This is a genomic window from Trichococcus palustris (assembly GCF_900114465.1).
In the GTDB taxonomy this organism is placed as follows: domain Bacteria; phylum Bacillota; class Bacilli; order Lactobacillales; family Aerococcaceae; genus Trichococcus; species Trichococcus palustris.
Window position 1 is genome coordinate 1 of record NZ_FOTD01000017.1, and the last position, 21,048, is coordinate 21,048.

18 protein-coding genes are annotated in these 21,048 nt (G+C 47.5%); 14 read left to right on the forward strand and 4 right to left on the reverse strand.

Annotated elements, in window-relative coordinates:
* The coding region (locus BM101_RS10700; RefSeq protein WP_143084460.1) for an RNA-guided endonuclease TnpB family protein at positions 1–438 on the forward strand (438 nt) is incomplete at its 5' end.
* 181 nt (positions 439–619) lie between these two features.
* Positions 620–1,222 (forward strand): plasmid pRiA4b ORF-3 family protein, encoded by a 603-nt coding sequence (locus tag BM101_RS10705; RefSeq protein WP_087034151.1) that lies wholly within the window; start codon positions 620–622, stop codon positions 1,220–1,222.
* A gap of 680 nt (positions 1,223–1,902) precedes the next feature.
* Here BM101_RS10705 and BM101_RS10710 read toward each other — a convergent pair.
* Positions 1,903–3,141: an MFS transporter gene (locus tag BM101_RS10710; protein ID WP_177194485.1), complete on the reverse strand. Its 1,239-nt coding sequence runs from the start codon at positions 3,139–3,141 to the stop codon at positions 1,903–1,905.
* 354 nt (positions 3,142–3,495) lie between these two features.
* Between BM101_RS10710 and BM101_RS10715 the strand changes: the two genes are divergently transcribed.
* Positions 3,496–4,407 (forward strand): AraC family transcriptional regulator, encoded by a 912-nt coding sequence (locus BM101_RS10715; RefSeq protein ID WP_087034149.1) that lies wholly within the window; start codon positions 3,496–3,498, stop codon positions 4,405–4,407.
* 61 nt (positions 4,408–4,468) lie between these two features.
* Here BM101_RS10715 and BM101_RS10720 read toward each other — a convergent pair whose 3' ends face one another.
* Positions 4,469–6,232 carry a glycoside hydrolase family 3 protein gene (locus tag BM101_RS10720; RefSeq protein ID WP_087034161.1) on the reverse strand — a complete coding sequence of 588 codons (1,764 nt, stop codon included), beginning with the start codon at positions 6,230–6,232 and terminating at the stop codon, positions 4,469–4,471.
* Positions 6,233–6,320: 88 nt separating this feature from the next.
* A complete protein-coding gene (locus tag BM101_RS10725; RefSeq protein ID WP_087034148.1) occupies positions 6,321–7,721 on the reverse strand; it encodes an MFS transporter in 1,401 nt (466 codons plus the stop codon).
* Positions 7,722–7,977: 256 nt separating this feature from the next.
* Here BM101_RS10725 and pfkB point away from each other — a divergent pair, with 256 nt between their 5' ends.
* From pfkB to BM101_RS10780, 11 genes are all read left to right on the forward strand, one after another.
* Complete coding sequence (gene pfkB, locus BM101_RS10730) at positions 7,978–8,892, forward strand: 1-phosphofructokinase (RefSeq protein WP_087034147.1); 915 nt, start codon at positions 7,978–7,980, stop codon at positions 8,890–8,892.
* Between the two features lie 155 nt (positions 8,893–9,047).
* Complete coding sequence (locus BM101_RS10735) at positions 9,048–9,269, forward strand: heavy-metal-associated domain-containing protein (RefSeq protein ID WP_087034146.1); 222 nt, start codon at positions 9,048–9,050, stop codon at positions 9,267–9,269.
* 605 nt (positions 9,270–9,874) lie between these two features.
* Positions 9,875–11,269 (forward strand): L-cystine transporter, encoded by a 1,395-nt coding sequence (locus tag BM101_RS10740; protein ID WP_087034145.1) that lies wholly within the window; start codon positions 9,875–9,877, stop codon positions 11,267–11,269.
* 160 nt (positions 11,270–11,429) lie between these two features.
* Positions 11,430–13,331 (forward strand): heavy metal translocating P-type ATPase, encoded by a 1,902-nt coding sequence (locus BM101_RS10745; protein WP_087034144.1) that lies wholly within the window; start codon positions 11,430–11,432, stop codon positions 13,329–13,331.
* A 46-nt stretch (positions 13,332–13,377) separates the two neighbouring features.
* Positions 13,378–14,100 (forward strand): Crp/Fnr family transcriptional regulator, encoded by a 723-nt coding sequence (locus BM101_RS10750; RefSeq protein ID WP_087034143.1) that lies wholly within the window; start codon positions 13,378–13,380, stop codon positions 14,098–14,100.
* A 123-nt stretch (positions 14,101–14,223) separates the two neighbouring features.
* The gene (locus BM101_RS10755; RefSeq protein ID WP_087034142.1) at positions 14,224–14,514 is read left to right on the forward strand and encodes a hypothetical protein; all 291 of its coding nucleotides are present in this window, start codon (positions 14,224–14,226) and stop codon (positions 14,512–14,514) included.
* Positions 14,515–14,587: 73 nt separating this feature from the next.
* On the forward strand, positions 14,588–15,499 hold the full coding sequence (locus BM101_RS10760; RefSeq protein ID WP_177194487.1) for an exonuclease domain-containing protein: 912 nt from the start codon (positions 14,588–14,590) through the stop codon (positions 15,497–15,499).
* A 168-nt stretch (positions 15,500–15,667) separates the two neighbouring features.
* Positions 15,668–16,531, forward strand: coding sequence for a MurR/RpiR family transcriptional regulator (locus BM101_RS10765; protein WP_087034140.1), 864 nt, complete (start codon positions 15,668–15,670; stop codon positions 16,529–16,531).
* Between the two features lie 274 nt (positions 16,532–16,805).
* Complete coding sequence (locus BM101_RS10770; protein WP_087034139.1) at positions 16,806–17,618, forward strand: HAD-IIB family hydrolase; 813 nt, start codon at positions 16,806–16,808, stop codon at positions 17,616–17,618.
* A 435-nt stretch (positions 17,619–18,053) separates the two neighbouring features.
* Positions 18,054–19,202: a pyridoxal-phosphate-dependent aminotransferase family protein gene (locus BM101_RS10775; protein WP_087034138.1), complete on the forward strand. Its 1,149-nt coding sequence runs from the start codon at positions 18,054–18,056 to the stop codon at positions 19,200–19,202.
* Between the two features lie 12 nt (positions 19,203–19,214).
* Positions 19,215–19,748 (forward strand): ECF transporter S component, encoded by a 534-nt coding sequence (locus tag BM101_RS10780; protein WP_087034137.1) that lies wholly within the window; start codon positions 19,215–19,217, stop codon positions 19,746–19,748.
* Between the two features lie 85 nt (positions 19,749–19,833).
* On the opposite strand, the gene BM101_RS10785 is transcribed toward BM101_RS10780, so the two are convergent.
* Complete coding sequence (locus BM101_RS10785) at positions 19,834–20,724, reverse strand: DMT family transporter (protein WP_087034136.1); 891 nt, start codon at positions 20,722–20,724, stop codon at positions 19,834–19,836.
* Positions 20,725–21,048 lie beyond the last annotated feature (324 nt).

The following is a 21,048-nucleotide window of genomic DNA, read 5'->3' on the forward strand; positions in this document are numbered from 1 at the left end:
GCGTTGTCACGCAAGCAAAAAGGCAGCAAGAACCGGGAAAAAGCACGCATAGTACTGGCCAAGAAACACGAAAAGATTGCGAACCAACGCAAGGACTTCCTGCACAAACTCTCCAACCACATCACGGACGAAAACCAAGTCATCGTGATCGAGACGCTGCGCAGTTCGAATATGATGAAGAACCACAAACTTGCGAAAGCGATCGGGGACGTCAGTTGGTCCGAATTCTGCCGGCAATTGACATACAAAGCCGAATGGAAAGGCCGAACGCTCATCAAGGCGGACAGGTTCTACCCGTCCACCCAACTCTGTTCGGTTTGCGGACATCGGGACGGCAAGAAAGCCCCGCATATCCGCGACTGGACCTGTCCGATTTGCGGTGCAAACCACGACCGGGACATCAATGCCAGCCTGAACCTCTTGGCGTTAGCCAAGTAAAAGGAAACTACTGAGGCAGGGACTGCCTTTTGAGCCTACCCATATCCATTCCCACTGTCTGCAAAGACATACGCAGGCAAGGAAGGAGTTCGTAGGAAGCTCGCGACTTTAGTCGTGAGTAGTTCACTTGAACTCGCCGATTGATAACGCTATACTAAAATAAAAACGAGGAGGCTTTCCCATGATCTATGAATTCCGAATCACCCTATTGGATGTAGGCGTACCGGTGTGGCGCGACATCCAGATCGATGACGGATCCAGTTTCTCCGATTTGCATTTTGCCATCCAGGCTGCCTTCAACTGGTTGGATTTCCAACTGCACCAATTCGAGCTGATTGTGTCGGAAGGCAAAAAAATAGCCCCCATCCTCCTTGAATCGCTGGACGATGAGGATGAACATTTTGAACCGGATGAGGCTGAAATCGAAGAGTATCACCCCCTGCGGGACTACTTCCAAAAACAGGGCGACACCGCCGTCTATACCTATAACTTCGAAGAGAAATGGGAACACGAAATTGTATTGACGAAAATAGTCGCGCCTGCGGAAGATACGGTCTATCCGATCTGCACAGGCGCGGAGAACCTTGCGCCGGAAGAGGAGCATACGCGCAAAGCTATCCGGAAAAAGAAAATCAAACTGGCCTACGAAAATTCCGAGGAAATTGTTGCCTCCATCAATTTGGAATTCGCCTTTTTGACGAACACCGACTTTGAAGATACCAATCTTGAGTTCAACGAGGAGTATGGCATAGACGACAGTTGGGATGACGGCATGCCGTTCTGAATGCTGAAGCCGCAGGAATCATGACAAAAAAAGCAGATCAGCCTCCATTTTTTTGAAGGCTAATCTGCTTTTCATGTAGAGTACAGTAAGTTTGCGTATCCGGCTCGGTCACTCTTTGAATCTGTCTTCGAGGCTCCCTCCAACAACAGATTCCCAAACCTTCTCACAATAGCTTAAACAGCCATTGCGAATTCAATCGGGATTATTTATAGCATCCGATGGCCATTCCAAGGTTGCCATCAGGAAATAAAATGCGTTGATTATGCGTCAGCTTTTGCGCTGTCATGGATCATGCAGATTCCTGCATATGCAAGGATGATGACGGCTGGGATGATTGGTAATATTGCGATGAGAATCATGGCTGATTCCTCCCCTTGCTGTTATGCCTTATCTGCATTTATCATTGTAAATGCAAATGTAACTAAAGTCCACCGCATAAATTATACTATTCCTTGTAAATTTCATAAAACATTTGCTTTATAGGTGTTTTAAAAATGACAAACACTTCACATACACAGGAGAAAAAAACTCCTTTCATCAAATTCTATGCTTCTTTCAGCCTGTTATCTTTTCACAATCTTTCTGCATCATGAGCCTCAAACTTCTATTTATCGAATTATTGGCTTTTTTTGAATCGTAAGTGAAATCATGCTTCCCAAGGTTTCTTTGGCATCTATTCTTTAATTTTCGATTCGTTGTTTCCCTATTGCACTGACTGCTGCCGCTTTTTTGATTGCCATTTGCTGTTTTGTTTCCTTCATGCCAAATCTAAAGGAAAGAATAGCCCCCACCAACAACACTCCGATTGCCACTGGAATGATGCCCACTATCGTGTCGACATGCAGGATACGCTGAAGGAATGTCGTGGCATAGGTGGAAAGGAAGGCGCCGATTGCGGACACACTTGTAGTGATCCCGATTGACAGAGAGACCTTCGACATCGGAACAACCATTGTGCTTTGCATCATGTAATAAGACATCCCCAATCCAAACGCAACACCAAGCAGTGTACTCACAATGGCCACAACCATAAAACTGGAAGCAATCAACAGCAGTATGTAACTGAAGGACATCATGAAGAAGCAGACAAACGGCGTGAATCGCTTAAACAAAGAGTAGCTGAAACCAAACGTGACACAGCCCACAAAACTGCCGACTGTCCCCAAAGAGGCCGCAACGCCAGACTGGACCGCTTCCCCGACACCCATTTCCATAACCAGGATGGCGATTTGATAGAACACAAGCCCATGCATCATGCAAAATACAAAAAAGGCGCCATTCAATCCCGAAACCTTCAGCCAAGATATTTTCTCGTCTTTTTCGAAAATCGTTTCATCTGCCTGTTCCTGCTTCGTTTTCACATCCGGAACAAAGAAGAACATCATGATCCAAATAGGGATCAAAATCAGGTAAAGGTAGAACACATAGGACCAACCGAAGCCCGCGACGAATCCGCCGACCAACCCCATCACTGCCCCGATAGCGGACATGGCGCCATTATAGATGCCGATCATGGCGACACGCTTCGACTCGGAAACAAACGTCTTTGAAATGATCGCCATCGCCGTTACCCCTAGAAGCCCCATACCGATGCCGACCAGCGAGCGCATAAAAGCGAGGTAATAAATATTTTGAAAGGCCGCCCCGAAAATCGCCCCTACCGTCAGAACACCGAATCCGATGATCATCAGTTTTTTATCGCTGATATATTGCGAAAATTTCCCTGAGAGCAGGGAAAAAATAGCCATGAACAAGGTCGGTCCAGTCAATATATAGTTCATGATCCCTGGCCCCGCAGCCGGGAAGGCAGCGGCAATCCCCCCTGCTGCCGGAATGATCACCATATCTGCCATGATTCCGAAGCTCGCCAAGCAAAGCGTGACCATCAAGAGCACATTGCTTTTATTTTTCTTTTCCACATTTCCCATCCTCTTTTCCTAAAAAAAACGGATGATCATTATCATCCTATCCATCTAATCGTTTACGTCCTCTATCGTACCAAATCAATCAACGTTCCAAAATGCGAAAGCTGTTCAACAACATGTTAAAATTGCTGTCTCCATCCCTGGAGGCCGAAATAGAAGGATAGGCACCAGGCTGACTCATCCTTCCTATCCTCTCCCTATCTCCATCTCATAACTTCCGCAATGGATCCAGCTACCCCTATGCCTTTCCCTTTGCAGAAAAACACCATTGAAAAGGCCTTCATAAAGTGTTAGAATCGAACAATAACATGCGATTATTGCGGATTGCATGACCCTAGGAGGGATAGGATGTCCAAGTTGCCATCCAGCACCAAAATTTATAATGAATTCTTCGAAATAATGGAGTCCCTGACCTTTAAAGACGAGGGAACGGTTCTGCCCAAGTTTAACAAAAGCTATCACGATGACTCCGATTGGGACATTTATTTGTCCCTGCATTTTCATGACCACTATGAATTCTTCTTCTTCAAGGGCGAAGAATGCGAGTTTCTGGTTGACGGTTTTAAGCACACGCTTCATTTTGGGGACATCTTGCTCATCCCTCCTTTTACCGTCCACTGCATGACGAAGTGTGATCCCGGCAACTACAGGAGAATCATCCTTTCCTTTACAGATAGGCTGATCGATGATTACAACAATGCCGGTTTGGATATCCTGAATCTTGTGAAACTATTGAAGGAGAAGCGCCATTATCTGATTCAACTGCCCTTCGAAGGAAAGAAGGATGTCGATTATTTACTGCAGAAGACCATCCATGAAATCGCAGATAACGCTAACCATAGGGAAATCGGCCTTTTTGCCAATTTGTTAGGCTGTTTCAATCTGATCGCCTATTTTATGGGTGAAAACGATGTCGAAAATACGGCGGACAAACGTTTGTTCAACATGTTGGCGTTTATCGAAGATAATCTGTCTTCCCGTGACCTGTCATTGGAAACCATCGCCGCTGCCTTCCATCTCAACAAATATTATCTGTCGCACTATTTCAAAGACAACATCGGCATCCCGCTCTATCGTTACATCAACTATAACCGGTTGGTGCTCGCCACAAAATACCTGAGCCAGAACTATCCGATCAACGAAGTCGTCACCCTCTCCGGGTTTTCCGACTACTCGAATTTTTACCGTCTCTTCGTAAAGGAATTCGATGAAAACCCTACCGAATACCTAAAAAAACACCGATCCGGTCTCCCTGAATAGAAAAAGAGCGGACTATCCATCAAACTCTGATGGATGGCCCGCTCTTCTCATTTTACAATTTTTAGAGTCTTGTATCCCAACGGTCGCAGAAGACGATGCTGTTTGCGGTTCCGTTGAAAGCAGCTTTCCCGGCTATTTTTTGGATTGTCTCGCGGATGACTGCTCTGGTAGGCGCGTAGGCATTCACAAAAGTGCGCATCATCGGCAGATCGTTCAGATGCGTCGTATAGTTCAAGGAAATGCCCACTGTCGGAACTTCCGGGCAGAACCACGGGATTTCCGCCGCATGTCCCGTCGAATAGCTCAATCGGACTACATTTTCCTGCGCATAGCCTTTCATATGGACAAAGTAGAAGACGGCATCATATTTCGCCTTGAATTCCTCCACGCTCCCGACGGTCGTCGCCGTTATCATGTTTTCAAACTTGCTTTCCTTCTGCTCCAGATCATAATAATTTTCATATGGATCGACTTCAAAGCCGGCCGCTTCCAATTCCTCCACCAACAATTTCTTGATCGGATCGGATTGGTAGTCTCTTGATTGAGGGGCGGCATTCACATAATATAATCTGACCCGTTTATGCGTCTCCGGACTGATCGGCAACTGGTTCTTAGTGTCTTTCAACAGGGTGATCGATGCAGCCGCCGCTTCTTTGGCAAGTCGCAGATGTTCTTCACTCCCGATGACCGCCAAACCTTCAACTGGTGGAACCAAATTCCCTTCTGTTTGTTTTTCATGCAAGCGAAGCGATGCTTTCAAGCCAAGTATTCTTTCCAATGCTTCCTGCAGGCGTTCTTCCGTGAGGATGCCTGCCTTGTAGCCGTCCAGCATATATTGGAAATCTTCCGCTACTACGTTGAAATATAGGAACATATCACATCCGGCTGCGATAGCCCGGGGAACTTGTTCGCTTCTTGGCAATTGGCTTGTCATCCCTGCCATATGGGAGGCGTCCGTCATAAGCAAGCCGTTGAAGCCCAGTTGGTCGCGCAAGAGATCCTGCAGCAATTCCGGTGCCAGCGTAGCCGGTAGGATGTCTTCATCCCTGATGCCCGGTCTGAATTTCCGCGAATAGTCCGGCATGGCAATGTGCCCTACCATGATGCTTTGCAAGCCGTCATCGATCAATTCTTGGTATACTTTTCCGAATGATTTGTCCCACGTCTCGATGCTCAAATCATTCAAGCCCATGATCAAATGTTGATCCCGCTCTTCCACTCCGTCCCCGGGGAAATGTTTCGCGCAGGCAGCCATGCCGCTTTCGTTGACGCCTTTGATATAGGCACGCGCATTTCCCAGAACGGCCGCTACCTCATCCCCGTAGGCGCGGGTGTTGACGATCGTGTTGCGCCAATTGAACAGAATATCCGCAACCGGTCCGAACGTCCAATTGCACCCGATGGCGGAGCCTTCGCGCCCGCTCACTTGTCCGACATGATAGCTGGTTTCTGTTCCATCGGTTGCCCCGCAAGCAGCTGCCGTGGCAATATAAGTACCATCGGACATCGCACCATCTCCGCCTGAATCGCAGTTGGCCGCAATCAGCAAAGGAACTTTCGTTGCACTTTGAAGTTGCACATGTTCCTCACGCAATTCACTGGCAGGTTTGTTCATGTAGCGGATGCCGCCGATGTGATAATCGCGAACCAAATCCAGTGTTTCTGAAACATCTCCCGATTCGGAACAGCCGATGAATAGTTGGCCTACCTTTTCTTCCAACGTCATCCCTTGGATGGTGTCCTGCACCCATCGGATAGCTTCCTCTTTCAAATAAAACGGCTTTGCTTTTAAGTCAACTGTTTTTCTTTTCAACCCAACTGTCATTTCTATTACCTGCTTTTCATTTAATTTTTCATTTTTTGCCATAAAAAGAGGGGACGTCATACGCCCCGACCAGAAAGTTACTAACCTTTTATGCTTCACGTTTTGCTACAATATCTTCTGTAAGTTTGATTGTGCGTTTTTTATTCAATGGGTATAAGAATAAGATGATTGCCCCAACAGCCATGTAGCCGATGCCCATTACAAGCGTATTAAGTGAATAAATCCCATGAAGGGTGCTTGCAGATTGAACTTTATTGGTAGCATCGTAGCCAATAACGGAAAGGGCAAAACCGCCTAAACCACCGGCAACTGCTTGGCCTACTTTACGGATGAAAGAATAGATAGAATAGATAGATCCATCTTCACGTAAACCCGTTACTAATTCATGGTAGTCAATGCAGTCCGTTACAAATGCCCAAATCGCGGTTTGGAAGAAACAGAGCCCGAAAAATCCAATTGATGAAATAACGATGAACGTTGTTAAAGATACATTTGGAATGAAATATAAAGCCGTATAAATGAGTCCGCCAACGATGGTCGATACACCGGCCATTTCTTTTTTGCCAAACTTTTTAGCAAGCGGTGTAACCAGCGGAATAGCACAGATTGCAAGAACGCTTTGACTCGTATAGATAAAACTTAATGCATCCATGTTACCAAAATAAGCTTTAAATAAATAAGTAGTAACTGCACCTTGTAACATTGAAACAACAAGTAAAACCAAGGCAGCAAGAATCAGTACCAAGAACGGTTTGTTTTTGCTGACGCCTTTCAGTGTTTTAAGCAAGTTTGTTTTTTCTGTTTGCTCTTGTAAAACAACGCGTTCCGTCGATAATTTGTAGCATGAAATGTAGCAAGCCAGCGCAAGGATAGCCAAAACGATTGCAGCCATGAAGAAATGGCTCGAATTTACTTCATTATTAGTAAACAAGACTACTGGTCCGACTGCGCCGAGTAATAAGAAGGCGATGCTACTACCTAATGTTCTCCAAGACGATAAGCTTGTACGGTCGTTCGGATTGTTTGAAATGACTGAGGCCATAGAACCATAAGGAATATTTACAGTGCTATATAAAGTTCCCCATAAAATGTATGTGACGAAAGCCCATGCCATATAAAAACCGTTAGACATACCTGGTATTTTAGTGAACAACAATATACCTGTAATGACAAGCGGGAATGACATCCGGAAAATCCATGGTTTGAATTTACCATTTTTTCCAGTCTTTCTTGTATCGATAAAACGCCCCCAAGTGACATCGGCAAAAGCATCCCATAACCGTGCTACTAAAAACAGTACCCCAACAGCTGCTGGGTTAATATATAGCGAATCGGTAAAATATACCATTAAATAGTACATTATAAAGCCAAAGAAGAGATCATTGCCTAAATCTCCACATAAATACCCTACTTTGTCTCTCCAACCGAACGCTCTTTTTTCTTTTGTTGCAGCGGGACCGAACACCCCTGCTTTTCCTTGTGCCTCCATATTTTGAACCCCTTCCATTTCATGATGCTTTGTTTCTCTAAATCCCTTTATGATAGATACCTTCCGTTTAAGCGCTACCACAAAAAGAATATTACCAAATGAAAAGGGTTCCGAAAATGTGGAAATTGTTTAATACCATGTAAAAATTGCGGTTTTTGAAAAGTTACGGCCAGTTGCCTCAAACGCGAAGAAAAGCGCTTTCTGATGTATACTATAGGAAAGAGAAACACCAGCACAAAATTTGGAGGGATGAACGATGATTTACACCATTACCTTAAACCCGACGATCGACTATATTGTGAATGTTCCGAACTTAACCCTAGGCAAGTCCCATCATATGCAAAGCGAATTAATCAGGCCCGGCGGCAAAGGCCTCCTGGTTTCGCGGGTGTTGAAGGAATTGGATACCCCCTCCATCGCGCTTGGTTTCCGGGGGGGCTTCACCGGGGAATTCGTTAGAGACTACTTGGATGAATTGCAGATCATCAACTCCTTCACCGAAATCGCTGAACGGACGCGCATCAATTTGGTATTGAAATCCGATCAGGATACGGAAATCAGCGATTATGGTCCCTCCGCCAGCGAGGCTGAAGTCAAGGAGTTCATGGAGCAGTTTGACGGGATTTCCCCGCAGGATTTTGTCGTTCTTTCCGGAAGCAAGTTGCCATCGATGCCGGCCGATTTTTACGAGCAATTGATCCGATTGCTCGCCGAAGAAGGTGTTCCCTTCGCTTGTGACATCACCAAAGAAGAATTGCGCAACAGCCTCCAATACCACCCGTTGGTCGTCAAACCAAACCAAAAGGAAGTCGGCGATTTGTTCGGCAAAAAATTCGAAACGTGGCAGGAAGTCGTCCCCTACGGAAAACAGCTGCTTGAAGCCGGTGCGCAGCATGCTATCGTTTCATTGGGAGGCGATGGCGCCCTGTTGTTCACCCCCCGCGAGGTCATTTACGCTCCCCCAGTTCCAGGCAAGGTGGGAAATCCCGTCGGCGCAGGGGATTCGATGGTGGCGGGTTTTGTAGGCACCTACCTCAAAATGCATGATCCGGTCGAAGCCTTTAGAGTTGCCGTAGCTTGCGGGACCGCCACCGCCTTTTCGTCGGATATCGCTACGGCGTCAGAAATCCAAGTGCAGCTTCCCCGTGTCGTTTTGGAGCAAATAGAATAGCCCCCTTGCGAAGAGAAATGCTGCTTCAAATGGCTAACCCGGCTATGGATTCTTTTTGAGGCCTCCCTTATTTGGAAAACTTGATAACGATCAAGTTATTTTATGCGCCCAAGTCCTATACTAGGGTCATACCAAACAAATAGGAGGAATACAAAATGAGCAAAGCTGTTATTCAATTGGAACCCATGACCTGCCCGTCCTGCATCAAAAAAATCGAATCCACTGTCAGCAAAATGGCTGGCGTCGCAAACGCGAAGGTGCTGTTCAACTCCAGCAAAGTGAAGGCAGAATTCGATGAAAAGACGACATCCGCCGATGCGATCAGCGCAACGATCCAAAAACTGGGTTACAGCATCCAGACCGTGAAAGTTTCCTAAAAGGGAAGGCCAACTCAGGAGCCCGGGGCGAAACGCCTTGGGTTCCCGTTTTGTCATTATGATTATTTTGGCTGGGAGCATGATAGTTGCTTTTATAAAATAAGCGTGCTATATTGTTTTTACATTAATAAAAGAGCGTTGAAGAGAAGAAGTACCTTTTACGATCATTTCAGAGAGCCTCGTTAGGTGGGAAGGGGCATGGTTAAGGAAGCGAAAATGCGTCTCGGAGCAAAATGATGCGTTAGTGTCATTTCGGTTTGTACCCGATATTGTACAGGAGTATGGCTTGTTTTGCGTACTTCATAAGGCATTGTCTGTGAAGACGATGCGAATAAGGGTGGATCACGAAGAGCTTTCGTCCCTGTATTTCAATTATTTGGAATATAGGGACGAGGGCTTTTTTTGTCTCGAAAAGGAGGGTGCTCATGATAAAGAAGGAAGTTCCGTTTTCGGCATTCCGGTTGTATCTGGAAAGCCAGCGATGTTGTTGATGCAGGGAGTTTTCAAACGGTGGTCAGCAGTCAAACCGTATGCAGCAATCGTATTCAAAAAACAAGGCCACTGCGCCTGTTCAACAGCACGTTTATATCAAAAGGAGGATTTTCATGGAAATTATATCCATTATATTAATTTTAGCCGTCTTTGCGGCATTAGTCTTTTCACTCTACCGCTTGGGATCCAAGCACGTTAAGTTTTCGAAACGCGTATTCATCGCGTTGGCGCTCGGAATCATCTTCGGTGCCGCCATTCAATTGATTTTTGCGCCCGACAGCGTCGTGACAACCACTGCCATCGATTGGATCAGCATCGTCGGCAGCGGCTATGTCCACTTCTTGCAAATGTTGATCATTCCCTTGATTTTCGTTTCCATCGTCGGTGCCTTCACCAAAATCGAAGAAACAAAAAATCTCGGAAAAATCAGCGGATCCGTTCTGGGGACTTTGCTTGGCACAACCGCCATTGCGGCTTTCATCGGTTGGGGCTCCGTTATCCTGTTCAATCTTGACGGTGCCCAATTCACGCAAGGAGCCGCTGAAACAGCGCGGATCGAAGCCTTGACGCTGAAACAAACGGAAGTTACAGGCTTAACCATCCCCGGCCAAATCCTTAACTTCATCCCGACGAACATCTTCCAGGATCTTGCCGGGCTGCGCAGCACAAGCACGATTGCCATCGTCATCTTTTCTGCCTTTGTGGGCATCGCCTATATGGGCATCAAGAAAAAACAGCCGGAACAGGCTTCGTTGTTCAAGAGCGGCCTGGACGTCATCCATGCCATCGTGATGCGCATCGTCACTTTGGTACTGCGCCTGACGCCTTACGGCATTTTGGCTCTGATGACAAAAATGATGGCGACATCCAGTTACCAAGCCATCGTGAATCTGGGACTTTTCGTGGTCGCTTCCTACGCAGCCTTGATCGTCGTTCTTCTCGTCCACAGCCTGATTTTGGCGGCTGCCGGCGTTAACCCGATCGCATACTTCAAAAAGGCATTCCCGGTCTTGAGTTTCGCCTTCACTGCCCGCTCCAGCGCCGGCGCTTTGCCGTTGAACGTTGAAACACAGACAAAAGCATTGGGTGTCGATGATGCCTCAGCAAACTTTTCCGCGAGCTTTGGATTGTCCATCGGGCAAAACGGCTGTGCCGGTGTCTACCCTGCCATGTTAGCGACCATTGTGGCCCCTACTTTAGGAATCGATGTAACCAGCATCGGCTTCGTATTGACACTGATCCTGGTCGTAACAATCAGTTCCTTCGGTGTTGCCGGTGTCGGCGGCGGGGCAACGTTCGCAGCCCTTATCGTCTTGGGCGCCTTGAATTTGCCGGTTACCATTGCCGGTCTGGTCATCTCGGTTGAGCCGGTCATCGACATGATGCGCACGATGACGAACGTCAATGACAGCATGGTCGCCGGGGTCGTATCCTCCCGTGCCATCGGGCAATTCGACTCCTCTGTCTTGAATGACGGCAATGCCATCATTGATGGGGATGCCATCTAACGATCTATCGAAACGAATAGGCAAGGCCAACATCAGATTCGCTCTGAGTGTTGGCCTTGCCTATTTTCTTTCTCCAAAAATTGACGGCGGTCAAGTTGTTTTCCCGGCGGATGCCGTAAGATGGGAACAACAAAGACATCACCATAGGAGGAAGACAGCCATGTTCAAACATATCCATCACCATAAAAATCACATCACCGCCCTGACCGGCATCCTGATCGCGGCGGGGTTCATTCTGAAGAGCGTTGGTAACGTCGTTGCCGGCGACCTGTCCCTGTTCATCGCCACCCTCATCGCCGCAGTGCCCATCGCCATCAAAGCCTATCAGGCGCTGCGGATGAGGGCCTTCAGCATCGAACTGCTGGTGACGATCGCCGTCATCGGCGCCCTGTTCATCCATGAATATACGGAATCTTCGATCGTGGCCTTCCTGTTCCTCTTCGGCGATTTCCTGGAAGCCCGCACCTTGGAAAAGACGCGCTCTTCCTTGCGCGCATTGACCGATATGGCCCCGCAGGAAGCTATCCTTATCCGCGGCGGTGAACAGGTGACCGTTCCGGTCGAAACTGTCGCAGTCGGCGACCGCCTCTTCATCAGACCCGGCGGCAAAATCCCTGTCGACGGCTCCATCGTAAAGGGACAGGCTGCCATCAATGAAGCGACGGTCACCGGCGAAGCGGTCCCGGCCAATAAATCCTTGGATGACAAAGTATTCTCGGGAACGTTGGTGGACAGCGGCTTCATCGAAATGATCGCGGAAAAAGTCGGCGACGATACGACTTTCGCGAAAATCATCGCCTTGGTGGAAGAAGCGCAGGAATCAAAATCCAAAGCGGAGCGATTCCTGGACAAATTCGCCAACATCTATACACCGGCCGTTGTCCTCCTGTCCAGCATCGTTTTCCTTGCCACACGGAATCTGCATCTCTCCATCACCTTTCTCGTCATCGCCTGCCCCGGTGCCTTGGTGATCGGTGCACCCGTCTCGAGCGTGGCCGGCATCGGCAACGGCGCGAAGAACGGCGTCTTGGTGAAGGGCGGGGAAATCATGGATAGGTTCTCCAAAGTGGATACCCTCGTCTTCGACAAGACCGGCACGCTGACGAAAGGCAAACCGGAAGTGACCGATATCCACCTGTTCGGCGGCCAGAACCGCGAAGAGCTCCTGCGTTGGGTGGCCAGCGCCGAAACCATCTCGGAGCACCACCTAGGTCTGACCATCGTGAAACAGGCCAGACGGGAGAACCTCGCTGTCGACGCAGCCCTCCAGGATGCGGAAGTCATCAAAGGGAACGGGCTGAAGGCAACCGTCACGGGGCATCGGCTCGTCGTCGGCAACCGTAACTTGCTGGCTTCGGAAAAAATCGTGATCGAACCTTCTGTCGAAGCCTACGCAGTCGGCCGCGAAAAAGGCGGCAACACGGCCATCTTCGCGGCGGTGGACGGCACCGTCAAAGGGATTATCTCCGTCGCGGACCAGATCCGCGAAGACGCCCCGCAGGCTTTGGCGGAAATGCGGAAAAACGGCATCAAGAATATCGTCATGCTGACCGGGGACAATCGGCATACCGCCCGAGCCGTCGCGGAACAGCTGGGGTTGGATGAATACCATGCCGAACTGCTGCCGGAAGACAAAGTGGCCTTCATCAACCGGTTGAAGGCCGCCGGTGCCGTCGTGGCGATGGCCGGCGACGGCATCAATGACGCTCCCGCCATCGCGACCGCCGACATCGGCCTGGCGATGGGCGATGGCGGAACGGACATCTCCATGGAAACAGCCGACGTCGTCCTGATGGCGGATAAACTGATGCAGTTCTCCCACGCCTACTCCCTTTCCAAAGCGACGATGCGGAACATGAAGCAAAACATCTTCATCGCGGTGGCTGTCGTCATCCTTCTACTGACCGGCGTTCTGACGGGCTCCGTCCACCTTGCCAGCGGCATGTTCATCCACGAAGCCAGCGTCCTGGCCGTCATCCTGAATGCCATGCGGCTGATCGGTTTCAACCGCAAAACGAGGATTTCCGGACAGCTAAAAATTGGCGCAAAGCAAACGGTATGATGTACACTTTAAACAAATACAGGAAACGGAAGGAGAAATCTGCAAAATGGAAGATAACCATTCGGCCCGCAGCAGTCACCCTCACAGTCAATGCAACGGGCAATGCCGGCCAGCCCATACTTATTGCATATCTTTGGTGCCGATCTTCAATCATCTTGAACCTGAGCAGATGGATGAGATCATGTCGGTGACCCGATCGGCTGCCTATAAAAAAGGCGAAACGATCTATCGCCCCGGTGAGGCATCCGACACGCTCTACATCGTCAACTCCGGTCTGATCCGGATCTACCGTTTGGCGGAATCCGGCAAGGAACAATTGGTCCGCTTCCTCCATCCCGGCGACTTCACGGGGGAATTGGCGTTGTTCAGCGAATCGGAGCATGAATCCTTCGCGGAAGCCGCAAAAGATACGAAAGTCTGCTTGATGCAGCGCTCCGACCTGCAGGGGTTCTTGATGAAGTACCCCGTCATTTCGTTGAAGCTGCTGCAGGAATTCTCGAACCGGCTGGAAAGGTCCGAGAAGCAGACGACCTATGTGGCGACGGAAAAGGTGGAGACCCGGCTCGCCCTGTATCTGGCAGAATTGTTGGAACCGGGCGATGAAATAGTCACCCTGCCCATGTCGAAAAAGGATTTGGCTTCCTATCTGGGAACGACTCCGGAAACCATCAGCCGGAAATTGGGGTCATTGGAAGACCGCCGCCTCATCCAACAATTGAATCATAAAAAAATCAAGCTATTGGATCTGGATGGCTTGTTGCTGGTTTAACGGCATTGAGGCTGGGACAAGAGTCCTAGCCTCTTCGTTATTCCTACTAATCAATCCTTCCTGTATCCACCGGACGGCTTTGTGGTAGAATAAGTTTACAAAAATAATAGGGGATGATCCTGTATGACATCTAAAATTAAAACAAATCTTTTACTTTCCTTTGCCGCAATGGTCGGCCTTGTGATCGGCTACCTAAATCCGGTCGCATCGCAGGCCCTTTTATCCGCCCTTGGCATGATGGTCGGTATCGGCATGTTCTTCCTGTTCCGAATCTCCAATAAAAAGGCGGGCTTTGACTATACGGAAAGCTGGGTTTACCTTTTGCTCCGCATGCTGCTGTTCTTCGTCATCGGCGCCGCTTTGGGCGGGATGGTTCCTTATTATCAAATGATCATGGAAACACAGCAAAAATAGTTGCACTTTTCCATTTTCCGACTACAATAGACGGTACATATAGAAAAGATTAAAAGAAAAAAGGGGTATGCAAATGGATTATGTTGCCATTGACTTTGAGACTGCAAACGGACGTGGTGACAGTGTCTGTTCGATCGGCTTGAGCCGCTTTTCGGACGGGAAAGAGATCGACCGCTATTATGCGCTCATCAATCCGGGCCAATATTTCAGCCAATCGAATATCCTCATCCACGGCATCACGGAGGAAGATGTAGCCAGCAAGCCCTTCTTCGATGACCTCTATCCGGAAATCCGTTCGTTCATCGGCGATGCGCCATTAGTGGCGCACTTCGCCCAGTTCGACATGAGTTGTCTGCAGAAAACGATCGAAACCTACCGTCTGCCGAAGATGCAGAACGAATTCTTCTGCTCTTGTAAAATGGCCCAGCGCATGTTGGATTTGCACAATAACCGCTTGCCTACAGTGTTGGACTATTTCGGCCTGACGATCGAAAACCACCACAACGCCAGCGACGACGCCGTCGCCTGCGGCCTCATCACCAGCAATATGCTGAAACAATACGATTATGATATCGCCGGATTTCTGGAACAGTACCAATACCAAATGGGGAAACTGTTCTCCCATCCGTTCGGCGTGGCAAAAGGGGGTAAGAAAGCTCCTGCCAAGAAAAAAGCGGCGCCTGCCTTAAAGCCGAAATCTTTATTTTTCGATAAGGAGCACGTCTTCTACGGCAAACACGTTTGCTTCACCGGCAGGCTGCAGAAGCTGAAGCGCAACGATGCTGCCCAACTCGTCATCGATGCGGGCGGACACTTTGACTCCCAACTGTCCTATGAAACGACTTATTTGGTCGTGTCCGACAGCGATTGGCGGAAGATCGGCACCCCGGGCGAAAGCAGCAAAATCCAGGCTGTCCGCGAACTCCAGGGCGGCGGCCGGAATGTGACGATGCTGTCCGAATCCGATTTTTTGAGGATTTTCTGAAGAATAAGGCAGCGGCAAAAAATCGTTTTGATCCAAATAACGGGAATCCGTTTCAAAACCCATAAAGAGCGGCTAAGGCACGAATCATGAAACCTGATTTATGCCCCAGCCGCTCTATGTCATACGCGAAAACTACGTTATATTATCCAGTAGAGGTGAAATGGTGTCATGAATATTTTCAATAAGATGGAAAATTTAGTCAATGTAACCGAAAACGAAAAAATTCTGGTTTCATTCATAAAAAGTAATCCTGATAATTTTATAAAGATGACTTCTTCAGAAATCAGCGAAGCCTCTTTTGTTTCAAACGCAACCATCTATCGATTGTGCAAGAAATTAGAACTATCAGGGCTTTCTGAATTAAAAATACTCGTTTCGGCATCCGTGAGCGATTATTTGAAAGAAAATACGGCACTCGATTTTAACTATCCCATCCATCAAAATGAAACGCAATACCAGATCACATTGACGATGAAAGAACTCTACGAACAAACGCTCGTTTCATCGCTCAACAATATCGATTTGGAGCAATTAAGAAAGGCTGCTTCATTGATGAAAAAAAAGCCCTCCATCGATCTTTATACCTCAGCCGGAAATATCTTCTTCGCCGAAAACTTTAAATTTCAGATGCAGGAAATCGGAAGATTCGTCAATGTTCCGGTCGAAGAATACCATCAACGATTGACGGCAGCAGCCAGCGATGCTTCACACCTTTCCATCATTGTATCGTTTGGCGGCCGGGGAACCATTATCCCAGATATTGTGGAAATCCTAAGGAAAAACAAGTCACCCATTCTTTTGATTTCTTCTACAGAAGATATTCCCTGGGCCAAACATGCTACCAACCATCTCTATCTGAGTTCAAACGAAAGCCATTATAATAAAATTTCTTCCTTTTCAACGCGGCTTTCTTTGCTTTACCTATTGGATTGTCTCTATACAAGTTACTTTAAACTTGATTATGACCATAATGTGGATTTCAAAATGGCCGCCTACAAAAAACTATCCAGACGGAATGGTGATGCACCTTGAGTCAGAGCCATAGGGAGCAGCTAGTAACCGGTATGCACCTTCCCTATTCTCAATCATTTGTGCAATCATGCGTCGGCATCCCAATTTCTCTCTATTAGAAGACGGGATGTGGACGCATGATTTCTTTTTTGCCAGCCTCAGTGAGGGGAAGTTCTCATCATTCCGAAACAACAGGCGTAAACTTTGAAAGATTCTTTTCATAATGGCCTTTTCGTCTTCCTTCAATCGATTTCATTCAGTATACTCAGTTATACAAACAGACGGAGGTTCGCATATGACCGGTAAAGATATTAGAATTATTATGAGCGATATCGACGGCACCTTACTCACTTCGGAAGGCAAGGCCAGCCCTAAAACGATTCATGAAATCAAACGGGTTAAAGCCGATAAAAATATCCTTTTTGGCTTAGCGACGGGAAGAGCCGTAGAATCTGTAGAGAATTGCCTAGATAAATGGGGATTGAACGGCTTAGTCGACATCATCATGGGCATGAACGGCATCCATGTCAAAGATAGCATCCTGCAAAAAGAAACCATTTCCCATCTTCTGGATGGCGGTTATATCCGTGAAGTCATGGACTTATACAATCACCTGAATGTAAATTTCACCATTTTTGATGAAGGCATCTTCAAAACCTATCAAGATGATGCTCTCATCCAAAAATTAAGTGACGTTGATCAGATCCCTTACGAAGTAGTCGATTTTGATGAACTATTGAAGAAACCGCACAACAAACTGATCATTCTTTGCGAAGAAGAAGATATGCCCAGCGTTCAGAGACGCGGCGATGAAATCAAGAGCGAAAACTACTATGGGATTCAAACTGGCCCCATTCTTTTTGAATTCATGGATCCCCATATTTCGAAAAGCGCCTCTTTGCATAAAGTGATGGCCGCACACGGACTGACTATGGACAATCTCTTGACGTTCGGTGATGCGAATAATGATTATGAAATGACACGCGACAGCGGCTTGGGGGTTGCCATGGCAAATGGCAGCACGTTAACCAAAAAAGCTGCCGATGTCATCACCAATGATAATGACCATGACGGCATCGGTAATTTCTTAGAAAGTTACTTCCAATAAAAGGGTAACCGAAAATCAGCAAACTATTTCCTTTGTATCCCCTTCCCAAGTGTATAAGGTAATGAGTAGTTGTACACTTGCTTTGCAATACCCATCCTATTCATTTGGAATGGCTTCTACCTAAGTACTGCCATATTTAGATGGAAGCCATTCTTAATACGTAAATAAGCCTGGACAATGGTTTCATTGTCCAGGCTTATTTTTTGCGTACAGGAACAAGCGCTGCTATTGGGAATGGATTTGCTTTTGTATGAAAATAAATGATTAAATTGAAGTGGATTCTCTCCATTCTTCATTCCCGCAAGTAACGGCAGAATTGCCTTTTTCTGCAAATTGGACCCCTCACATTATGCTGAATTGGTGGTTTTAAGTCTACCCATCCTTTGCTAAAATTATCAGCAATAAGATAATCGATTTAACCAGGGAGGATTTTAGATGCGATTTAAACCAAACTATGCGCCGGGACCAACGGAAGTACGCGAAAATGTCCGTTTGGCTCGCACAAAACGGACGAATAACACGGATTTTGATAGAGAGTTTGTGCACTATTACCATGAAGTATGCCAAAAGATGGGACAGATCATGGGTACGAAGAATGACGTCCTGCTGCTTGCCGGGGAAGGCATATTGGCATTGGAAGCCGCTTGTGCAAGCTTGACTGAACCGGGAGACCGTGTCCTTGTGCTCGATAACGGCATCTATGGCGAAGGCTTCAAAGATTTTGTCAGCATCTACGGCGGAGAACCGGTTGTCCTGAGTTTCGATCATCATAAAGGCATCCCGGTTGAAGAAGTGCGCGAATACCTAAAAATGGATCATGATTTCAAATATGCAACCTTCGTCCATTGCGATACACCCACATCCGTCCTGAATGCCGCCACCGAGCTCTCGCCCTTGCTGAAGGAATACGGCATTCTGACAGTGGTCGATTCGGTAGCTGGGATGGTTGGCGAACCGATTGCAGTCGATCAAAACCAAATCGATATCTGCTGCGGCGGTACGCAAAAAGCGATCTCTGCACCGGTCGGGTTAGCCATCGTTTCCATCAGCGAGGACGCCAAAAAAGCGATGGACAACCGCAAGACGCCCATCACTTCGTTCTATGCAAATTTACAAATTTTCAAAGGCTACGCAGAAAAAGAATACTTGCCTTACACCATGCCTGCCAGCGATGTCGAAGCATTGGACGTAGCTCTGGATAATATTTTGGAAGAGGGCCAAGAAGCGGTCTACAAACGCCATGATAAAATTGCCTCCGCCGTGCGCAAATCCGTACAAGCATACGGGCTAACCTTGTTTTTGGAATCGGAACGTTCCAATACGGTCACTGCCATCGTCATCCCAGAAGAAATCGGCGCCCTGCGCTTGCAGGAACACATCAGCGAAACATACAACCTGCTTATCGCTACCTCTTTGGCGCAATATGCCGATGTCATTTTGCGGATCGGCCATATGGGCGAAAATGCTTTCGTCGACAAAGTTGTGTTCGTATTGACCATTATCGATAACGGTTTGCGCGATTTAGGCTTCAAAGGAAACGGCAACCTTGCTCAACTTTTCCTTGATGCGTATAAAGAAAAATAGGGAGGTATCATTATGCAAAAAACACAGGGTTATTCAAATTCACGCACTTATGATTTGGTATTGACGGCAATTTTGATTGCACTCGTATTCGTTTCAACCGTCTTCTTGAACATCAAATTGCCTATCGGGGCAAACGGCGGGTTGATCCACCTTGGGACAGCCATGCTCTTCATCGCATCCATCCTATTCGGCCCTAAAAAAGGAGCCATCGCCGGCGCTGTCGGTATGGGTATCTTTGACTTATTGTCAGGTTGGGTGATGTGGGCGCCCTTCACAATCGTGACGCGCGGCTTGCAGGGATATTTGGTCGGGAAACTTGCCTGGTCGAACGGCCGCCAGGGAAGCAGTGTGGCTGTCAATCTACTGGCTACCATCCTTTCGGTTCCGATTATGTTGGCCGGCTATTACCTTTGTGAATGGATTTTATACGGAAATGCGCTTGTGCCTTTAGCCTCCATTCCGGGAAACATCGTTCAGAATGTTGTGGGGATCTTTATCTCCATTCCGCTTTCCACGTTGATGCAAAAAGTCCGCGCTACAAAATAATTCACAAAAAGATGAGGCCGGGAAAAAATCCCAGCCTCTTATTTTCTAAAAATTAATCGTAAACGTGTTCAGTCTCACTCTCGGTTCAATCGTTACCCACTGAAACAGCTTTTTCCCTTTTGCCGGTATATTCATTCAGAAATGCCGCCGCCAGGATCAGCATCCCACCCGCTACTTGCAGGGTCGATAGGTCTTCCTGGAGGAAGATGGACGATACAGCAATCGCAGTCACCGGATCGATGTAGCTAAGCACCGCAAAGGTTTGGCTCTCTATTTCCTGCGAACCGGAAAACATCAGGACATACGCGACTCCGGTATGGATGATTCCCAGAATCAACAAAGCCAGGATGGAGGTTCCGCCCAAGCGGCTGAGACCGAATCCGGAAGTCAGGGCTACGTAAGGGATGAGGATAACGGTCGCGATGACCAACGTCAATGACGTCAATTGAATACCGCTCAAACCGGTAACTTTTTTATTCGAAATGATGGCGATGGCATAAAAGAGGGCTGCGGCCAAACCAAACCCTACCCCAACCGGATGGTTATAGGTCCCATTGTTTTGGCTGACTCCGATGATCAGGAACATCCCCAGCATCGCCAAAAGGACATAGCCCAGTTTCTTCACCGTCAGGGATTCCTTGAAGATGATCGGGGCCAACAACATCATGAAAATCGGCTGGAAATAATAGCTCAAGGTCGCGTTCGATACCGTCGTGTACCGATAGGCTTCAAACAGCAAAATCCAGTTCATCCCGACCGCAAAACCAGACAGGAGCAAAAACTTCGCATTCGCCTTTATCAGCGGCATCGGAATCCTTTCCTTGCGCACCAGCAACGTCCCCCAGAGGAACAGGCTGCCCAATGCCCCGCGATAAAACGCAATCTGGTTGGTCGCCAAATCGATATTCTTGACGAAAATGCTGATTGTCCCAAATATCAGCATCGCGATCACTACTTTCACTTTCCCGTTCGACATATCCTCAACACCTTCCGCATACATGAGTAAAAATAATAAAACCATCATAACATATAAGGCGGGTCACTATCATCACTTTTATGCGCCAGCTCAGCCTCCGAAGGGATCTACGCAGAAAAAAATTTGCAGATTCTGTATTGGGGACAGATTCTGCAAATTTAGATTGTACGGGTTAAGATTAAGCATTCATTTCGTAAGTGAATCTTGTCAAAAATTATTTTGTGCGCTCCTCTTGGGGATTTTCGAAAATTTATTTTAGCGTTCCCCCAAAAAAGGATGCCTAGATTTTTGACAAAAGATTCAGAATCGGTATTTTTTCCAGAC